The organism is Citrobacter sp. RHBSTW-00671 (assembly GCF_014103415.1).
Lineage (GTDB): Bacteria > Pseudomonadota > Gammaproteobacteria > Enterobacterales > Enterobacteriaceae > Citrobacter.
This window is the reverse complement of the sequence record NZ_JABXPR010000001.1, coordinates 2,194,293-2,213,027: the sequence shown is the minus strand read 5'-3', so window position 1 is coordinate 2,213,027 and position 18,735 is coordinate 2,194,293. Positions and strand designations below refer to the sequence as shown.

14 protein-coding genes and 1 pseudogene are annotated in these 18,735 nt (G+C 52.9%); 11 read left to right on the top strand and 4 right to left on the bottom strand.

Annotated features, from left to right (window positions below; all coding sequences use genetic code 11):
- Positions 1-6 precede the first annotated feature (6 nt).
- The gene (locus HV261_RS10470; RefSeq protein WP_202038218.1) at positions 7-1,191 is read left to right on the top strand and encodes an acetyl-CoA C-acetyltransferase; all 1,185 of its coding nucleotides are present in this window, start codon (positions 7-9) and stop codon (positions 1,189-1,191) included.
- A gap of 43 nt (positions 1,192-1,234) precedes the next feature.
- On the opposite strand, the gene gyrA is transcribed toward HV261_RS10470, so the two are convergent.
- The gene (gene gyrA, locus HV261_RS10465) at positions 1,235-3,871 is read right to left on the bottom strand and encodes a DNA topoisomerase (ATP-hydrolyzing) subunit A (RefSeq protein ID WP_137384128.1); all 2,637 of its coding nucleotides are present in this window, start codon (positions 3,869-3,871) and stop codon (positions 1,235-1,237) included.
- Positions 3,872-4,029: 158 nt separating this feature from the next.
- Between gyrA and ubiG the strand changes: the two genes are divergently transcribed.
- The 4 genes from ubiG (at position 4,030) to yfaE (ending at position 8,960) form a co-directional block, all read left to right on the top strand.
- Positions 4,030-4,758, top strand: a complete 729-nt coding sequence (gene ubiG, locus HV261_RS10460; protein ID WP_202038217.1) for a bifunctional 2-polyprenyl-6-hydroxyphenol methylase/3-demethylubiquinol 3-O-methyltransferase UbiG — start codon at positions 4,030-4,032, stop codon at positions 4,756-4,758.
- Between the two features lie 420 nt (positions 4,759-5,178).
- A complete protein-coding gene (gene nrdA, locus HV261_RS10455) occupies positions 5,179-7,464 on the top strand; it encodes a class 1a ribonucleoside-diphosphate reductase subunit alpha (protein WP_202038216.1) in 2,286 nt (761 codons plus the stop codon).
- A 111-nt stretch (positions 7,465-7,575) separates the two neighbouring features.
- Complete coding sequence (gene nrdB / locus HV261_RS10450; RefSeq protein WP_003834668.1) at positions 7,576-8,706, top strand: class Ia ribonucleoside-diphosphate reductase subunit beta; 1,131 nt, start codon at positions 7,576-7,578, stop codon at positions 8,704-8,706.
- Entirely contained in the window at positions 8,706-8,960 is a 255-nt protein-coding gene (gene yfaE / locus HV261_RS10445) for a ferredoxin-like diferric-tyrosyl radical cofactor maintenance protein YfaE (RefSeq protein ID WP_115643144.1), read from the top strand. Before nrdB ends, yfaE begins: the two co-directional genes overlap by 1 nt.
- 3 nt (positions 8,961-8,963) lie before the next feature.
- Here yfaE and HV261_RS10440 read toward each other — a convergent pair whose 3' ends face one another.
- On the bottom strand, positions 8,964-10,154 hold the full coding sequence (locus HV261_RS10440) for an MFS transporter (protein ID WP_326929139.1): 1,191 nt from the start codon (positions 10,152-10,154) through the stop codon (positions 8,964-8,966).
- Positions 10,155-10,371: 217 nt separating this feature from the next.
- On the opposite strand from HV261_RS10440, the gene HV261_RS10435 reads away from it, so the two are divergent.
- Positions 10,372-11,250, top strand: coding sequence for a LysR family transcriptional regulator (locus tag HV261_RS10435; RefSeq protein ID WP_202038214.1), 879 nt, complete (start codon positions 10,372-10,374; stop codon positions 11,248-11,250).
- A 62-nt stretch (positions 11,251-11,312) separates the two neighbouring features.
- Here the strand turns inward: HV261_RS10435 and glpQ are convergent, their stop codons facing one another.
- The gene (glpQ, locus tag HV261_RS10430) at positions 11,313-12,380 is read right to left on the bottom strand and encodes a glycerophosphodiester phosphodiesterase (RefSeq protein WP_137384133.1); all 1,068 of its coding nucleotides are present in this window, start codon (positions 12,378-12,380) and stop codon (positions 11,313-11,315) included.
- 3 nt (positions 12,381-12,383) lie between these two features.
- Complete coding sequence (gene glpT / locus HV261_RS10425; RefSeq protein WP_202038213.1) at positions 12,384-13,742, bottom strand: glycerol-3-phosphate transporter; 1,359 nt, start codon at positions 13,740-13,742, stop codon at positions 12,384-12,386.
- 272 nt (positions 13,743-14,014) lie between these two features.
- Here glpT and glpA point away from each other — a divergent pair, with 272 nt between their 5' ends.
- The 5 genes and pseudogenes from glpA to HV261_RS27650 all read left to right on the top strand — a co-directional run.
- Positions 14,015-15,643, top strand: a complete 1,629-nt coding sequence (glpA, locus tag HV261_RS10420) for an anaerobic glycerol-3-phosphate dehydrogenase subunit A (RefSeq protein WP_048211097.1) — start codon at positions 14,015-14,017, stop codon at positions 15,641-15,643.
- Positions 15,633-16,892: a glycerol-3-phosphate dehydrogenase subunit GlpB gene (gene glpB / locus HV261_RS10415; protein WP_202038212.1), complete on the top strand. Its 1,260-nt coding sequence runs from the start codon at positions 15,633-15,635 to the stop codon at positions 16,890-16,892. The genes glpA and glpB overlap by 11 nt, the downstream gene beginning before the upstream one ends.
- Positions 16,889-18,079, top strand: coding sequence for an anaerobic glycerol-3-phosphate dehydrogenase subunit GlpC (gene glpC, locus HV261_RS10410; RefSeq protein ID WP_048211095.1), 1,191 nt, complete (start codon positions 16,889-16,891; stop codon positions 18,077-18,079). The genes glpB and glpC overlap by 4 nt, the downstream gene beginning before the upstream one ends.
- Before the next feature lie 185 nt (positions 18,080-18,264).
- On the top strand, positions 18,265-18,369 hold the full coding sequence (locus HV261_RS27940) for an Rpn family recombination-promoting nuclease/putative transposase (protein ID WP_202038211.1): 105 nt from the start codon (positions 18,265-18,267) through the stop codon (positions 18,367-18,369).
- Positions 18,360-18,734 (top strand): annotated as a pseudogene (locus HV261_RS27650) (Rpn/YhgA-type helix-turn-helix domain-containing protein); the annotation flags it as partial. The gene HV261_RS27940 and the pseudogene HV261_RS27650, both read left to right, overlap by 10 nt.
- Position 18,735: the final 1 nt, after the last annotated feature.

Below are 18,735 nucleotides of genomic sequence, written 5' to 3'. Positions count from 1 at the left end.
AGAAAAATGAAAAACTGTGTCATTGTCAGCGCGGCACGTACCGCAATCGGTAGCTTTAATGGCGCACTGGCGACCACCAGCGCTATCGAGCTGGGATCAACCGTGATAAAAGCGGCAATCGAGCGCGCTCATCTTGATCCGCAACAGGTTGAAGAAGTGATTATGGGTAATGTGCTGCAGGCCGGTCTTGGACAGAATCCGGCGCGTCAGGCATTGCTAAGAAGCGGTCTTTCCGACACCGTTTGCGGCTTCACCGTCAACAAAGTGTGTGGCTCCGGTCTCAAAAGCGTGGCGCTTGCGGCTCAGGCGATCGCCGCCGGACAGGCCCAGGCACTGGTCGCTGGCGGAATGGAAAACATGAGTCAGGCCCCCTACCTGTTAGACGCAAAAGCCCGCTGGGGATATCGCCTCGGCGATGGGCAATTGTCGGACGTTATTTTGCGCGACGGCCTGATCTGCACCGAGCATGGTTACCATATGGGGATCACCGCAGAAAATGTCGCCAAAGAGTATGGCATCAGCCGCGAAATGCAGGATGAACTGGCACTGTTATCACAGCAGAAAGCTATTGCCGCAATAGAGTCCGGCGCTTTCCAGGCCGAAATCGTCCCCGTCAGCGTACAATCGCGTAAGAAAACCCTCATTTTTGAACGCGATGAGTTTCCCAAGGCAGACTCCACGGCGGAAGGTCTTGCCGCATTGCGTCCGGCCTTCGACAAAGCAGGTACCGTTACCGCTGGCAACGCCTCGGGGATTAACGACGGTGCTGCCGCTCTGGTGGTAATGGAAGAGTCGGCAGCGCTGGCTGCTGGGCTAAAACCGCTGGCGCGAATCAAAGCCTGGGCCAGCGGCGGCGTCGCCCCGGCGATGATGGGCATGGGACCCGTTCCGGCCACGCAAAAAGCGTTACAACTGAGCGGGCTGCAACTGTCGGATATCGACCTTATCGAAGCCAACGAAGCATTTGCCGCACAGTTTCTTGCCGTGGGTAAAACACTGGGGTTTGATGCGCAAAAGGTCAACGTTAACGGTGGTGCGATTGCGCTGGGCCACCCTATCGGCGCCAGCGGCGCGCGTATTCTGGTCACATTGCTGCACGCGTTACAGGCACGGGATAAAACGCTCGGTCTGGCAACGCTGTGTATCGGCGGCGGCCAGGGTATAGCAATGATCGTGGAGCGGATGAACTAAAAAAAAGGGCCGGATTTCTCCGGCCCTTCTCATTACAACTTAATTACTCTTCTGCGTCATCTGCCGCATCATCGTCGCTCTCAGCTTCAGGAGCGATATCATCGTCCCCTTCCGCAGCACTACCGTCGATGGAGTCAAGTTCTTCATCATCAACCGGTTCAGCAACACGTTGCAGACCGACGACGTTTTCATCTTCCGCCGTGCGGATGAGGATCACGCCCTGGGTGTTACGCCCAACCACGCTGATTTCCGACACGCGAGTACGCACCAGCGTACCGGCATCGGTGATCATCATGATCTGGTCGGTATCTTCAACCTGTACCGCGCCGACAACAGAGCCGTTGCGCTCGGTAACCTTGATGGAGATAACGCCCTGCGTCGCACGAGACTTGGTCGGATACTCTTCTGCCGCGGTACGCTTACCGTAGCCGTTCTGCGTCACGGTCAGGATGGCACCTTCACCGCGCGGAACAATCAGAGAAACAACTTTATCTTCTCCTGCCAGCTTGATACCGCGTACGCCGGTCGCGGTACGTCCCATCGCACGGACTGCGTCTTCTTTGAAGCGCACCACTTTACCGGCAGCAGAGAACAGCATGACTTCGTCACTACCGGACGTCAGATCAACGCCAATCAGTTCGTCGCCTTCGTTCAGATTGACGGCGATAATACCGGCAGAACGCGGACGGCTGAATTCGGTCAGCGCCGTTTTCTTCACGGTACCGCTGGCGGTTGCCATGAAGACGTTCACGCCCTCTTCGTACTCGCGTACCGGCAGAATTGCGGTGATGCGTTCGTTGGCTTCCAGCGGCAGCAGGTTGACGATTGGACGTCCACGTGCGCCACGGCTGGCTTCCGGTAGCTGATAAACCTTCATCCAGTACAAACGACCGCGGCTGGAGAAGCAGAGGATCGTGTCGTGAGTGTTGGCCACCAGCAGACGGTCGATAAAGTCTTCTTCTTTAATGCGTGCTGCTGATTTACCTTTCCCGCCACGACGCTGTGCTTCGTAATCGGTTAACGGCTGATATTTCACGTAGCCCTGATGAGACAAGGTTACGACAACATCTTCCTGGCTAATCAGATCTTCGATGTTGATGTCAGCGCTGTTCGCTGTGATTTCAGTACGACGCGCATCGCCGAACTGCTCACGAACCAGCTCCATCTCTTCACGGATAACTTCCATCAGACGATCGGCACTGCCCAGAATGTGCAGCAGTTCAGCGATCTGCTCCAGCAGCTCTTTGTATTCGTCGAGCAGTTTTTCATGCTCAAGGCCGGTCAGTTTCTGCAGACGCAGATCCAAAATTGCCTGGGCCTGCTGTTCAGTCAGGAAGTACTGACCGTCACGCACGCCAAACTCAGGTTCCAGCCACTCAGGACGCGCAGCGTCATCACCCGCACGTTCCAGCATGGCAGAGACGTTACCCAGTTCCCAGGAGCGCGCAACCAGCGCCGCTTTCGCTTCTGCCGGGGTCGGGGCACGACGGATCAGTTCGATGATCGGATCGATGTTGGCAAGAGCAATCGCCAGCGCTTCGAGGATGTGCGCACGGTCGCGGGCTTTACGCAGTTCAAAAATAGTACGGCGGGTAACCACTTCACGACGGTGACGAACAAACGCAGCAATAATCTCTTTCAGGTTCATGATCTTCGGCTGACCATGGTGCAGCGCAACCATGTTGATACCGAAAGAAACCTGCAGTTGGGTCTGGGAGTAGAGGTTATTCAGCACCACTTCCCCGACCGCATCGCGTTTCACTTCAATCACGATGCGCATACCGTCTTTGTCAGACTCGTCACGCAGCGCGCTGATGCCTTCAACGCGTTTGTCTTTTACCAGCTCGGCAATTTTCTCGATCAGGCGTGCTTTGTTCACCTGATACGGAATTTCATGCACGATGATGGTTTCACGACCGGTTTTCGCGTCAGCTTCGACTTCTGCACGTGCGCGAATGTATACCTTGCCGCGACCGGTACGGTAAGCTTCTTCGATACCACGACGACCATTGATGATCGCTGCGGTCGGGAAGTCCGGACCCGGAATATGTTCCATCAGCCCTTCAATGCTGATGTCTTCATCGTCAATATATGCCAGACAGCCGTTGATCACTTCCGTCAGGTTGTGCGGCGGAATGTTGGTTGCCATACCTACCGCGATACCGGACGAACCGTTCACCAGCAGGTTAGGAATTTTGGTCGGCATGACGTCTGGAATGCGTTCGGTGCCGTCGTAGTTATCGACGAAATCAACCGTTTCTTTTTCCAGGTCAGCCATCAGCTCGTGGGCGATTTTCGACATACGGATTTCCGTATAACGCATCGCAGCTGCGGAGTCGCCATCGACAGAACCAAAGTTACCCTGACCATCCACCAGCATGTAGCGCAAGGAGAATGGCTGCGCCATACGAACAATGGTGTCGTAAACGGCGGTATCACCATGAGGGTGGTATTTACCGATTACGTCACCAACGACACGGGCAGATTTTTTATAGGCTTTATTCCAGTCGTTGCCCAATACGTTCATGGCGTAAAGTACGCGACGGTGTACCGGCTTCAGGCCATCTCGGACGTCCGGCAGCGCACGGCCAACAATGACCGACATCGCATAATCCAGATAGGAGCTCTTCAGCTCTTCCTCAATGTTGACCGGTGTAATTTCTCTCGCAAGGTCGCTCATCTAACCGCTATCCCTCTACTGTATCCCGGATTCAAAGGTCGCAAATTATAACACACCCGTGCAGATTCAGGTAAATGGATTCCCCCAGACAGAGGCTTTATTCATCCCGTCAGGCTGATATACTCGTTTGCATTGCTAATTTAGGAGTAGAAGCCCCAATGAATGCCGAAAAACCGCCGGTAACTCACAACGTTGACCATGAAGAAATTGCCAAATTTGAAGCAGTCGCGTCGCGCTGGTGGGATCTTGAGGGTGAATTTAAGCCTCTGCACCGCATAAACCCGCTGCGTCTGGGCTATATCGCCGAACGGTCAGGTGGTCTGTTTGGTAAAAAGGTACTCGACGTCGGCTGCGGCGGCGGGATTCTGGCAGAAAGCATGGCGCGTGAAGGCGCAACGGTCACCGGCCTGGATATGGGGTTTGAACCGCTCCAGGTGGCAAAACTGCATGCGCTGGAAAGCGGCATTCATGTTGAGTATGTGCAGGAGACTGTCGAAGAACACGCCGAGAAACATGCGCATCAGTATGACGTCGTCACCTGTATGGAAATGCTGGAACACGTACCGGACCCGCAGTCGGTGGTCAGAGCCTGCGCCAGGCTGGTGAAACCCGGCGGCGAAGTATTTTTCTCCACGCTCAACCGTAACGGTAAGTCCTGGTTGATGGCTGTGGTCGGCGCGGAATATATTCTGCGCATGGTGCCGAAAGGTACGCACGATGTGAAAAAATTTATTAAGCCGGCTGAATTGTTACAGTGGGTTGACCAGACGGTGTTGAAGGAACGTCACATGACCGGTCTGCATTACAACCCCATTACCAACACCTTCAAACTGGGTCCCGGCGTGGATGTGAACTATATGGTACATACCACCGCCAGGGTTGATTAACCGCTCCTGTAGGCCGGATAAGGCGCGCCAGCGACGCCATCCGGCATGCTAACGGGAACAATGCCTGATGGCGCTTCGCTTATCAGGCCTACAAATCCTGTGCCAGATCATAAGAACTTTCTTTGCCTTAGATGAAGAAATCAGCACTCGATCAAATTTTCTATTTTTTTTCTCAATTATTGACATCCCCGCCAGGCCTTATAAGACGCGCACTTAGCGATCCTTACCCTTTTGCAACCTCAATTTAACCTCAAAATCAACTCTTGTGCTGAAAAGAATCCCTACTAGAATACTCACCATATAGCGTCTATTTTATCAAACAACCCCTACATATAGTATTTATCCACAGACTTAGTCACAACGTGGCACTGTGGATAATATGGGGGATATTTTTTCTTTCACGGACAGGTAAAAAACCACATGAATCAGAGTCTGCTGGTGACAAAGCGTGATGGTAGTACAGAGCGCATCAATCTCGACAAAATCCATCGAGTTCTGGATTGGGCGGCAGAAGGACTGAATAACGTATCGATTTCACAGGTCGAGTTGCGCTCCCACATTCAGTTTTATGACGGTATCAAGACTTCCGATATCCATGAAACGATCATCAAAGCTGCTGCAGACCTGATCTCCCGCGACGCGCCGGATTATCAGTACCTGGCTGCTCGCCTAGCCATTTTCCACCTGCGTAAAAAAGCCTACGGCGAGTTTGAGCCGCCTGCACTTTACGACCATGTTGTGAAAATGGTTGAAATGGGCAAATACGACAATCATCTGCTGGAAGACTACACGGAAGAAGAGTTCAAGCAGATGGACTCGTTCATCGAGCACGACCGTGATATGACCTTCTCTTATGCTGCGGTGAAGCAGTTAGAGGGCAAATATCTGGTGCAAAACCGCGTCACCGGTGAGATTTACGAAAGCGCACAGTTCCTCTACATTCTGGTGGCAGCTTGCCTGTTCTCGAACTACCCGCGTGAAACCCGTCTGCAATACGTTAAACGTTTCTACGACGCCGTTTCTACGTTTAAAATTTCGCTGCCGACGCCAATTATGTCCGGCGTGCGCACCCCTACCCGCCAGTTCAGTTCCTGTGTACTGATCGAGTGTGGCGACAGCCTGGATTCGATCAACGCCACGTCCAGCGCGATTGTAAAATACGTTTCTCAACGTGCTGGCATTGGTATCAACGCGGGTCGCATTCGTGCGCTGGGTAGCCCGATTCGTGGCGGTGAAGCGTTCCACACCGGCTGTATCCCGTTCTACAAACACTTCCAGACGGCGGTGAAATCCTGCTCTCAGGGCGGCGTGCGCGGCGGTGCCGCCACCCTGTTCTACCCGATGTGGCATCTGGAAGTAGAAAGCCTGCTGGTGCTGAAAAACAACCGTGGCGTAGAAGGTAACCGCGTCCGTCACATGGACTACGGCGTGCAGATCAACAAGCTGATGTACACCCGTCTGCTGAAAGGCGGCGACATCACCCTGTTCAGCCCGTCCGACGTCCCAGGTCTGTACGACGCATTCTTCGCCGATCAGGACGAGTTTGAACGCCTGTACACAAAATATGAAAACGACGACAGCATCCGCAAACAGCGCGTGAAAGCGGTTGAGCTGTTCTCGCTGATGATGCAGGAACGAGCTTCTACTGGTCGTATCTACATTCAGAACGTTGACCACTGCAACACCCACAGCCCGTTTGATCCGGCTGTCGCACCGGTACGCCAGTCCAACCTGTGTCTGGAAATCGCACTGCCGACCAAACCGTTGACCGATGTGAACGACGAAAACGGTGAAATCGCGCTGTGTACGTTATCCGCATTCAACCTGGGTGCTATCGACAGCCTGGATGAGCTGGAAGAACTGGCCGTACTGGCTGTGCGTGCTCTCGATGCGCTGCTGGATTACCAGGATTATCCAATTCCGGCCGCTAAACGTGGCGCCATGGGCCGTCGTACGCTGGGTATTGGCGTAATCAACTACGCCTACTGGCTGGCGAAAAACGGTAAGCGTTACTCTGACGGCAGCGCGAATAACCTGACCCATAAAACCTTTGAAGCCATTCAGTATTACCTACTGAAAGCCTCTAACGAACTGGCAAAAGAGCAAGGCGCATGCCCGTGGTTCAACGAAACCACCTATGCGCAGGGTATTTTGCCGATCGATACCTATAAGAAAGATCTGGATGCCATTGCCAACGAGCCGTTGCACATGGACTGGGAGCAACTGCGTGAGTCCATTAAGACCCACGGTCTGCGTAACTCCACGCTTTCTGCGCTGATGCCGTCGGAGACCTCTTCGCAGATCTCCAACGCCACTAACGGCATTGAACCACCGCGCGGCTACGTGAGCATTAAAGCATCTAAAGATGGCATTCTGCGCCAGGTTGTGCCGGACTACGAACACCTGCACGACGCGTACGAACTGCTGTGGGAGATGCCGAACAATGACGGGTATCTGCAACTGGTGGGGATCATGCAGAAATTTATCGATCAGTCGATTTCTGCCAACACCAACTACGATCCGTCACGCTTCCCATCAGGAAAAGTGCCGATGCAGCAGTTACTGAAAGACCTGCTCACCGCCTACAAATTTGGTGTCAAAACGCTGTATTATCAGAACACCCGTGACGGTGCGGAAGATTCTCAGGACGATCTGGTGCCATCCATTCAGGATGATGGCTGCGAAAGCGGCGCATGTAAGATCTGATGAATGATGCCGGGTGGCGCTACGCTTACCCGGCCTACGATTGCACGGTTTGTAGGCCGGACACGGTGCTTGCACCGCCTCCGGCGCACATCCCACAAAGGACTCACATCAATGGCATACACCACTTTTTCACAGACGAAAAATGACCAGCTTCTGGAACCGATGTTTTTCGGCCAGCCGGTGAACGTCGCCCGCTACGATCAGCAAAAATATGACATCTTCGAAAAACTGATCGAAAAGCAGCTCTCTTTCTTCTGGCGTCCGGAAGAAGTCGACGTTTCACGTGACCGCATTGACTTCCAGGCACTGCCGGAACATGAAAAACATATTTTTATCAGCAACCTGAAATATCAGACGCTGCTGGACTCTATTCAGGGACGTAGCCCGAACGTGGCGCTGCTGCCGCTGATTTCTATCCCTGAGCTGGAAACCTGGGTGGAAACGTGGGCATTTTCCGAAACTATCCACTCCCGCTCTTATACCCATATCATCCGTAATATCGTTAACGATCCCGCGGTGGTGTTCGACGATATCGTCACCAACGAGCAGATCCAGAAACGCGCGGAAGGCATTTCCAGCTACTACGATGAGTTGATCGAGATGACCAGCTACTGGCATCTGCTGGGCGAAGGCACGCATACGGTCAATGGTAAAACGGTTGTCGTCAATCTGCGTGAACTGAAGAAAAAACTGTATCTGTGCCTGATGAGCGTTAACGCGCTGGAAGCTATTCGCTTCTACGTCAGCTTTGCCTGCTCTTTCGCTTTTGCGGAACGCGAACTGATGGAAGGCAATGCAAAAATCATTCGTCTGATTGCCCGTGATGAAGCCCTGCATTTGACCGGCACCCAGCATATGCTGAACCTGCTGCGCAGCGGTGTCGACGATCCAGAGATGGCCGAAATTGCCGAAGAGTGTAAACAAGAGTGCTATGACCTGTTTGTACAGGCCGCGCTGCAGGAAAAAGAGTGGGCAGATTATCTGTTCCGTGACGGCTCGATGATCGGTCTGAACAAAGATATCCTGTGCCAGTACGTTGAGTACATCACCAATATCCGTATGCAGGCTGTTGGTCTTGATCTGCCATTCCAGACACGCTCTAACCCGATCCCGTGGATCAATACCTGGCTGGTATCCGATAACGTCCAGGTTGCACCGCAGGAAGTGGAAGTCAGCTCTTATCTGGTCGGCCAAATCGACGCCGAAGTTGATACCGACGACCTGAGTAATTTCCAGCTCTGATGGGCCGCGTGACTCTGCGCATCTCTGGCACACAACTGCTGTGCCAGGATGAACATCCTTCCCTGCTCGCCGCGCTCGAATCGCACAACGTTGAAGTCGAGTATCAGTGCCGTGAAGGTTACTGCGGTTCCTGCCGTACCCGCCTGGTGGCGGGACAGGTTGACTGGATTGCGGAACCTCTGGCGTTTATTCAGCCGGGTGAGATATTGCCCTGCTGTTGCCGGGCAAACGGAGATATTGAGATTGAAATGTAGTGCTTAGTGGACTTCATGCGCGGAGACCAGTACCACGTCGCCGCGTTTTTTCATCTGCATGATATACAACGCCCCTGCCAGCACCACCAGCAAAGCCCCAACCAGGTAAATCGCCCGATACCCCACGCCTTCGACCATCATCCCCATGATGAACGCACCAATGGCCATTCCCGCGTCCATTGCATTGAAAAACAGCGAATTGGCCACACCGATTTTGTGCGGCTCCACCGAGCTAATAATTTGTGTCTGAAACACAGGCGTCACTGAGCCATAGCCGATACCAATTAATCCACCGGCCAGAATCATCATCATACTCCCGTTGGTGTAGCCCAGCGCCACCAACCCAACGGTGAAGGCCAGCAAGCACGGGTAAACCACGTATTTCGGCCCTTTTTTATCACAAATATTGCCGGTAAAGGTTCGGCAGACCATCAGGCAAATAGCGTAGCAAAGCAGGAAATTACTGGCGGCCGCCATCAAATCCAATTCGCGGGCATACAATGCAAGGAAGGCTGAAACGCCTGCATAGGAAAAGGTCATAAAGAATGTCACCATCGCGAAAGGCAGCGCAGCGCGGTCAAACATGGCGGCAAAGCCCAGCTTCGGTTTAGAACCATCAGCATGACGAATCACTGGCGGTACGGCGACAATCAGCGACAGCCCAATCCCCAGCGCCGCCACAGCCGTACACAGCCAGAATGCGGCGGTGTAGGCTTCCCAGCGTGCCATGTTCAGCCCGACCCATGGCCCAACCACCATTGCCAGTCCCATGGCTAAAGAGAAAAAACTGATGCCCTCCCCACGTCGGGAGGCCGGTATCAACCGCGCGGAAATCGTTCCTTTTACCGTGGTTATAACGCCAAACGTTACACCATGAAGCACCCGAATCAGCAGGAGTGATTCAATTGAATGGCAAACCGGATACAGCGCAGTGACCACCAAAAAGGCCAGAGAAGAGAGCACCAGAATAGTTTTATTCGAATATTTTCCCACCCACTGCCCGGCAAAAGGACGGACAAGAATGGCAGCACCCAAAAAGAACGTGACTAACAAACCGGCCTTATCAGGAGTCGCATGCAGGCGATCCGAAATATAGATCGGAAGCAGGGTCAGCAGGACATAAAAAACAAAAAAGATAATAAAGCTGATAATCGTTATTGCCCAAAAATCCTTCGTCCACAGTTTTTCTTTCATTTTCGACAACCTGTTCAGACGGCGCACGCAGGCAACGCTCAGCTCAACTGAACCACGGACAGGTGCGTCAAAATATGATTTATACCCGTCATACTTCACGTTGCTTACGTGTTGGCTACGCCAATTATTTTGGGTACTGAATGTAGAAAGGCAGTATAAACAGGCCTATGCTATTAGAGAAATTAATCATTTTAATTATATTGATTAGAGATAACTAATGACACTAACGCAGATCCACGCCCTGCTTGCCGTTCTTGAGTACGGAGGTTTTACCGAAGCCAGCAAGCGGCTCTATATGACCCAATCGGCAGTGAGTCAGGCTATTTCAGCGCTTGAAGAAGAGTTGGGCATCGATATTTTGATCCGTGAGCGTCGAAAAGATATTCAGCTAACACCAGCAGGTTCCCGACTTATCCCACACCTTCGCCAGATTATCGTGCAAACGCACGCGGTCAAAGAGATTGCCGAGCAGGAGAAGCGAAACCCAATCCGGACCCTGCATATTGGCTGTTTTCCCAGCGCCTGCGCCTGCATTTTGCCCGGCATCATCCGCTACTTTGAGCACCAGCATCCTACTATCAAAATCATACCCTACGAAGAGAACAGCAACGAGATTGTGGATTCACTCCGCAATGGCAGCATTGATGCAGGCTTTGTACACTTCCCGGTCAGTAATATGTATTGCGTCCCGGTCATTCGCGACAGATTCACCGTAGTGGTTCCCGAAAGCCACCCGTTGGCAGCCAACACCACCGTTTCGCTGGAAGAACTGATGGGAGAACCGCTGATTATCAGTAAAGGCCGCTATGAATTAAGCATCATGACGTTATTTAAAGAAAAAGGGATTGAGCCAGTTATTAAATACGAATTTAACCACCCGGATACCGCAATGAGCTTTATTCGCCAGGGGCTGGGGATTGCATTATTGCCGGAACTCACGCTGAAGGCAGTTGGCGGGGAAATTCGCTCAGTGGCGCTGGAGCCAACGTTTTATCGACAAATATCGTTATTGGCAAAAGAGCCGCCGGTAGACGGCAGCCCTTTATTTCTACTGCAGGCATATATGGAATCGTTGACTGCTGACGGCCTCATCTAGCAATCTGCTCACACTTCACCAATAAGGCCTGCGAAAATACGTTCATCGCAGGCCTTCTGCCGTTACTCTTTATGCAGGAATTTCACCGCTTTGTCGGGGAAGTCGGTGAACAGCCCGTCAACGCCCGCCTTGTTGTACAACACGTCGTACAGCTGGTTTACATCCGTTGCATAATCCGGCAGCTGATCGGCTCGAACAGTATAAGGATGCACCACCATCTTGTTCTGGTGCGCGTCCTGTACCATACCCGTTAATGAGATATTGCCCTTACTGGACTTCTCATCAACCAGCATATGGTAGTCCGGCCCAATGCCGTCCGCATACTCCGCCACCTGCTTCATGGCACCCGGTTTGAACATCCAGTCGTAGTTGTAATTCACCCAACTGCCGTCTGGCTTTTTCTCCTGAGTTTCATTCCAGTCAGTGTACGCAATCAACTGCACCAGATTGAGATCCATCCCCATCTTCGGTTCCAGTTCATTTTTGATGCGTTTTAACTCCGCCACATCAAAGCACTGCAGATAGACATTGTCTTGTTTACCGGTGTACCCGTATTTTTTCAGCACTTCCAGCGTTTTAGCGGCGATGTCCTTCCCTTCCTGGTGATGGAACCACGGCGCTTTCATTTCCGGGTAAATGCCGATGTTTTTGCCGGTTGAATGATTTAATCCCTGAACAAACTCAATTTCTTCTTCGAAAGTGTGCACACGGAAATCAGATTTACCCATCGGGAAACGCCCTGGATATGTCTGTACCTTTTTGCCATTTTCGATATCAAAACCTTCGGTAAATTTCAGCGATTTGATCTCATCCAGCGTAAAGTCGATGGCATAGTAACGCCCATCTTTACGCGCACGATCCGGAAAGCGCTCAGCAACATCGGTTACGCGGTCAAGATAGTGGTCATGCAGGACAACCAGATGATCATCCTTGGTCATCACCAAATCCTGCTCCAGAAAATCCGCGCCCTGAGCATAAGCCATCGCTTTCGCAGGCAGCGTGTGCTCGGGTAAATACCCGCTGGCGCCACGGTGTGCAATGACAATTTTATCTGCGGCAACCGCCGCACTGCTAACAACCATACCTGCCAGCATCAACGCGACGCTGAGACTTTTCAATGTGGTTTTCATTCATTAACCCCCGTTACGCTTCAGCATCATTTCTGCATGATGGCGTTTTTCACCAATCATGACGACCACCAGCAGAGCCACCGCCAGTACGCTACCGCCAATCATCACCATGAAGCCGCCATCCCAGCCGAAGAAGTCAACGGTGTAACCGACAATGGCGCTCGCGGCGACAGAGCCGCCCAGGTAGCCGAACAGTCCGGTGAAGCCTGCCGCCGTCCCTGCCGCTTTTTTCGGTGCCAGTTCCAGCGCATGCAGACCGATCAACATGACCGGGCCGTAGATCAGGAAGCCGATGATAATCATACAAGCCATATCCACGTTCGGATTGCCTGCCGGGTTCATCCAGTAAACGACCGTCGCGATAGTGACCAGCGTCATAAAGAACACGCCGGTGGCACCACGGTTACCGCGGAAGACTTTATCCGACATCCAGCCGCACAGCAGCGTACCCGGGATACCGGCATACTCGTACAGGAAGTAAGCCCAGGACGATTTATCCAGTGCAAAATGCTTCACTTCTTTCAGATAGGTCGGTGACCAGTCCAGGATACCGTAACGCAGCAGATAGACGAACACGTTGGCGATAGCGATATACCACAACAGTTTGTTCGGCAGTACGTATTGCATGAAGATCTGCTTCGCAGTCAGCTCTTCTTCCGCTTTTTCGTTGTAATCATCCGGATAGTCGTTCTTGTACTCTTCGATTGGCGGCAGGCCACAGGACTGCGGCGTATCACGCATCATCGCAAAGGCGAACAGCGCAACGACTATCGCACCAAAGGCAGGCATGTACAGCGCAGCTTTCCAGTCGTTAAACCAGGCCATACCCAACAGGAACAACAGCGGAGGCAGACCGCCACCGACGTTATGCGCACAGTTCCAGACGGAAACGATGCCGCCACGCTCTTTCTGCGACCACCAGTGCACCATAGTACGGCCACACGGCGGCCACCCCATCCCCTGGAACCAACCGCAGAGGAACAACAGCACAAACATGACTGCAATGCTGGATGTCGCCCACGGCACGAAGCCCATGAACAGCATCACCGCAGCAGCCAGAATCAGGCCCGCGGGCAGGAAAACGCGCGGATTCGAGCGGTCCGAAATGGACCCCATGATGAATTTCGAAAAACCATAGGCAATGGAAATACCGGATAACGCAAAACCCAGATCGCCACGGGAGAAACCCTGCTCAACCAGATACGGCATCGCCAGGGCAAAGTTCTTACGTACCAGATAGTACGCGGCATAACCGAAAAATATCCCCAGGAAAATCTGCCAGCGCAATCGACGATAGGTGGGATCGATTTCCGCTGCAGGTAAACGCGTCGTATGTGACGCAGGTTTAAAAATGCTCAACATAATATGTAGCCTCCGTGGCCGTCTTTCATTCGAAGGAAACACTGTAGTACGTCATCACGACGCTACCGCCCCCAGTGTGACCGCGATGTTAAGGAAAGACCCCGCACAATAATGTGAAACACAGCACAGATTGTTACAGATTTATGACAAATGTTCATAAAGGCGCACGAAATCACGTTTCATTTTCGAATAATGAGCGAATATGCGCGAAATCAAACAATCCATGTTTTTTATGTGGCTAAATGATAAAAAACGAACTGTGAGGAAAAACAATGAAAACTCGCGACTCGCAAACAAGTGACGTGATTATCATTGGTGGAGGAGCAACAGGTGCAGGGATCGCACGCGACTGTGCCCTGCGCGGATTGCGCGTTATCTTAGTCGAACGCCACGATATCGCGACAGGCGCAACGGGCCGTAACCACGGTCTGCTGCACAGCGGAGCACGTTACGCCGTTACTGACGCTGAATCTGCCCGCGAATGCATTAGCGAAAACCAAATTCTGAAACGTATCGCCCGCCATTGTGTTGAGCCGACGGACGGTCTGTTTATTACGCTGCCGGAAGATGAACTCTCTTTCCAGGCCACCTTTATTCGTGCCTGTGAAGACGCGGGCATCCGCGCAGAAGCGATCGATCCCCAACAGGCGCGTATTATCGAACCTTCGGTAAACCCGCAACTGATTGGCGCAGTGAAAGTACCAGACGGTACCGTTGATCCTTTCCGCTTAACCGCCGCCAACATGCTGGATGCACGAGAGCACGGTGCGATTATCTTAACGGCCCATGAAGTGACGGGGCTGATTCGTGAAGGTGCGACGGTGTGCGGGGTGAACGTACGCAACCATCTGACGGGCGAGATGCAGTCTCTGCATGCGCCGGTGGTGGTGAACGCCGCCGGGATCTGGGGCCAGCGCATTGCGGAATATGCCGATCTGAGCATCCGTATGTTCCCGGCGAAAGGTTCTCTGTTGATCATGGACCATCGCATAAATCAGCATGTTATCAACCGCTGCCGTAAGCCATCTGACGCCGATATTCTGGTGCCTGGTGATACCATTTCGCTGATCGGTACGACCTCACAACACATTGATTACGACGATATCGACAGCAACCGCGTCACTGCAGAAGAGGTGGATATTCTGCTGCGTGAAGGTGAGAAGCTGGCGCCGATTATGGCGAAAACTCGCATCCTGCGTGCTTACTCCGGTGTGCGTCCGCTGGTGGCCAGCGACGACGATCCGACCGGTCGTAACGTCAGCCGCGGTATTGTGTTATTCGATCACGCCACACGCGACGGACTGGACGGATTTATCACCATTACCGGTGGCAAACTGATGACCTATCGCCTGATGGCAGAATGGGCCACCGACGCAGTGTGCCGTAAACTGGGCAATTCTCGCCCTTGTACGACCGCAGAGACAGCACTGCCGGGCTCGCAGGAGTCAACCGAACACACGCTTAAACGCGTTATCTCTTTGCCAGCGCCACTGCGCGGCTCAGCGGTCTACCGCCATGGCGACCGCACCCCGGCATGGCTTAGCGAAGGCCGTCAGCACCGCAGCCTGGTCTGTGAATGTGAAGCCGTCACCGCAGGTGAAGTGCAATATGCCGTTGAAAATTTAACCGTCAACAGTTTGCTCGATTTACGTCGTCGCACCCGCGTCGGGATGGGGACGTGCCAGGGCGAATTGTGCGCCTGCCGCGCCGCAGGTTTGCTACAACGTTTTAATGTCACCACCGCCGCACAATCTATCACCCAGCTTTCAGAATTCCTCAACGAACGCTGGAAAGGCGTGCAGCCTATCGCGTGGGGAGATGCACTGCGCGAAAGCGAGTTCACCCGCTGGGTTTATCAGGGGTTATGCGGTCTGGAAAAGGAGCACCAGGATGAAATTTGATACCGTCATTATCGGCGGCGGTCTCGCCGGGCTGATGTGTGGCCTGCAACTGCAAAAAAGCGGGTTGCGCTGCACGATTGTTACCCGCGGCCAAAGCGCCCTGCACTTCTCCTCCGGCTCACTGGATTTGCTCAGCAACCTGCCGGATGGTCAACCGGTAACCGACATTGAAGCGGGGCTGAATGCGCTACGTACTCAGGCACCGGGTCATCCTTATAGCACCATCGGAACTCACAACGTTCTGGAACTGGCCCAGCAGGCGCAGAATCTGTTGGAAGCGTGCGGAACACATTTGCACGGTAAGGTTCATCAGGCTCATCAACGTGTAACACCGTTGGGAACCCTGCGTTCAACCTGGCTTAGTTCAGCGGAAGTGCCGGTCTGGCCGTTATCAGCACAACGTGTCTGTGTGGTGGGAATCAGCGGCTTACTGGATTTCCAGGCGCACCTTGCCGCGGCCTCACTGCGCCAGCGTAACCTTAGCGTCGAAACGGCTGAAATCGATTTGCCAGAACTGGATGTCCTGCGTGATAACCCAACCGAATTTCGCGCCGTCAACATTGCACGTCTGTTAGATAACGAAGATAAATGGTCGCTGCTCTATGACGCCCTGATGCCAATCGCAAAAACTTACGACATGATAATCATGCCAGCCTGTTTCGGCCTGGCTGACGATCGGCTCTGGAAGTGGCTCAACGACCGCCTGCCCTGCTCACTGATGTTATTACCCACTTTACCGCCGTCAGTGCTGGGCATGCGCCTGCATAACAAATTGCAGCGCCAGTTTGTACGCCAGGGTGGGGTGTGGATGCCAGGCGATGAAGTGAAAAAAATCACCTGTCAGGATGGCGTTGTCAGCGAAATCTGGACCCGCAACCATGCCGATATTCCATTGCGTCCACGCTTCGCCGTGCTCGCCAGCGGTAGCTTCTTTAGCAGCGGACTGGTTGCCACGCGTGAGGCCGTTCATGAGCCGATTCTCGGTCTGGATGTACACCAAACCGCCACACGTGCGCAGTGGTATCAGCGTGACGTCTTTGATCCGCAGCCGTGGCAACAGTTTGGCGTAACCACCGATGCTGAACTGCGTCCATCGCTTGCAGGCAAAACAGTAGAGAATATGTTTGCCATCGGATCGGTACTTGGCGGTTTTGACCCTATCGCCCAGGGTTGCGGAGGCGGGGTGTGCGCAGTAAGCGCTTTACACGCCGCGCATCATATTGCGAAACGTGCAGGAGGCCAGCAATGAGCGACACACGTTTTGAAAGTTGTATCAAATGCACAGTGTGCACCACAGCCTGCCCGGTAAGCCGTGTCAACCCAGGTTATCCTGGCCCTAAACAAGCCGGGCCTGACGGTGAACGCCTGCGGTTGAAAGATGGTGCGTTATATGACGATGCGCTGAAATATTGCATCAACTGCAAACGCTGTGAAGTGGCCTGCCCTTCGGATGTCAAAATTGGCGACATCATTCAACGCGCACGTGCCAAATACGACACGACGCGTCCGTCGATACGTAACTTTGTCTTAAGCCATACCGATTTGATGGGCAGTGTTTCTACGCCATTCGCCCCCATCGTGAACACCGCAACTTCACTGAAACCGGTACGCCAGCTTCTTGATTATGCACTAAAAATCGATCATCGCCGTACGCTGCCGAAGTACTCCTTCGGGACCTTCCGTCGCTGGTATCGCAGCATAGCCGCACAACAGGCGCAGTATCAGGATCAGGTCGCGTTTTTCCACGGTTGTTTTGTGAACTACAACCATCCGCAACTTGGTAAAGACCTGATAAAAGTGCTGAACGCGATGGGTACCGGCGTACAACTGCTGAGTAAAGAGAAATGCTGTGGCGTACCACTGATCGCCAACGGTTTCACCGATAAAGCACGTAAGCAGGCGGTAAGTAACGTGGCTTCACTGCGAGAAGCGATTGACGGAAAAGGCATCCCGGTTATTGCCACCTCTTCAACCTGTACCTTTGCGCTACGCGATGAATACCCTGAAGTGCTGGATGTCGACAACTCAGGCCTGCGCGAACATATTGAACTGGCTACACGCTGGCTGTGGCGCAAACTGGACGAAGGGAAAACGTTGCCGCTGAAAACGTTGCCGCTAAAAGTGGTCTATCACACACCCTGCCATATGGAGAAAATGGGCTGGACACTCTATACGCTGGAACTGCTGCGACAAATTCCTGGACTTGAACTGACAGTGCTGGATTCACAGTGCTGTGGGATCGCCGGAACGTACGGATTCAAAAAGGAAAACTATCCGACGTCACAGTCAATCGGCGCACCGCTGTTCCGCCAGATTGAAGAAAGCGGCGCGGATATCGTCGTGACCGACTGCGAAACGTGTAAATGGCAGATTGAGATGTCTACCAGTAAGCGCTGCGAACATCCGATCACCCTGCTTGCCAAAGCGTTGGGTTAAACCTGTTGCCCGGTGTCATTTGCTACCGGGCATTTTTTTACGTAGCCCGTTCCGCTTAATTGAATACGTTGCAGTCGGGCGTATTTATCTCTGATTCACCCACGCAAAGACCCCATTTCCCGCATGCAGCGCATATTAAAAGTGGATACCGTCACGCCATCTTCTCTTTCTGGTGACGGACTACCATGGCTAAATCCACTACACCTACACCGCATGATGCCGTTTTTAAAAAGATAATGTCTTACCCTGAGATGGCTCGGGATTATCTGGATATACAGATCGCGATTTGATGGGATTAGTGGACCGCCTGATCTCGCTATTAGTTACAAGCACCGCTAATGACAGCCAGCTACAAACGCTATTTAATTACCTGCTACGGTACGGTGACGTTTCTCACGTCAGTGAATTTATCCATGAAGTTGCCGAACGTTCCCCCCATCATAAGGAGAGGTTGATGACAATCGCAGAGAGGCTAAAACAAGAAGGTCACCGCAATGGGCTACAACAAGGGATACAACAAGGATTAGCGCAAGGAGTACAGAAAGGTACGCAAGAAGAAGCCTTACGTATCGCGCGCATGATGCTGGTAAATGGAATTGATCGTGATTTGGTTCGGTTAATTACTGGGCTATTGCCTGACGATGTCACAGAATGAG

Excerpts from the sequence above, each read along its gene's own strand:
- ubiG (WP_202038217.1), top strand. The coding sequence starts at position 4,030 with ATGAATGCCGAAAAACCGCCGGTAACTCACAACGTTGACCATGAAGAA.
- glpA (WP_048211097.1), top strand. The coding sequence starts at position 14,015 with ATGAAAACTCGCGACTCGCAAACAAGTGACGTGATTATCATTGGTGGA.
- HV261_RS10470 (WP_202038218.1), top strand. The coding sequence starts at position 7 with ATGAAAAACTGTGTCATTGTCAGCGCGGCACGTACCGCAATCGGTAGC.
- yfaE (WP_115643144.1), top strand. The coding sequence starts at position 8,706 with ATGGGCCGCGTGACTCTGCGCATCTCTGGCACACAACTGCTGTGCCAG.
- nrdB (WP_003834668.1), top strand. The coding sequence starts at position 7,576 with ATGGCATACACCACTTTTTCACAGACGAAAAATGACCAGCTTCTGGAA.
- glpT (WP_202038213.1), bottom strand. The coding sequence starts at position 13,742 with ATGTTGAGCATTTTTAAACCTGCGTCACATACGACGCGTTTACCTGCA.
- nrdA (WP_202038216.1), top strand. The coding sequence starts at position 5,179 with ATGAATCAGAGTCTGCTGGTGACAAAGCGTGATGGTAGTACAGAGCGC.
- HV261_RS10440 (WP_326929139.1), bottom strand. The coding sequence starts at position 10,154 with ATGAAAGAAAAACTGTGGACGAAGGATTTTTGGGCAATAACGATTATC.
- HV261_RS10435 (WP_202038214.1), top strand. The coding sequence starts at position 10,372 with ATGACACTAACGCAGATCCACGCCCTGCTTGCCGTTCTTGAGTACGGA.
- glpQ (WP_137384133.1), bottom strand. The coding sequence starts at position 12,380 with ATGAAAACCACATTGAAAAGTCTCAGCGTCGCGTTGATGCTGGCAGGT.
- gyrA (WP_137384128.1), bottom strand. The coding sequence starts at position 3,871 with ATGAGCGACCTTGCGAGAGAAATTACACCGGTCAACATTGAGGAAGAG.
- glpB (WP_202038212.1), top strand. The coding sequence starts at position 15,633 with ATGAAATTTGATACCGTCATTATCGGCGGCGGTCTCGCCGGGCTGATG.
- glpC (WP_048211095.1), top strand. The coding sequence starts at position 16,889 with ATGAGCGACACACGTTTTGAAAGTTGTATCAAATGCACAGTGTGCACC.
- HV261_RS27940 (WP_202038211.1), top strand. The coding sequence starts at position 18,265 with ATGGCTAAATCCACTACACCTACACCGCATGATGCCGTTTTTAAAAAG.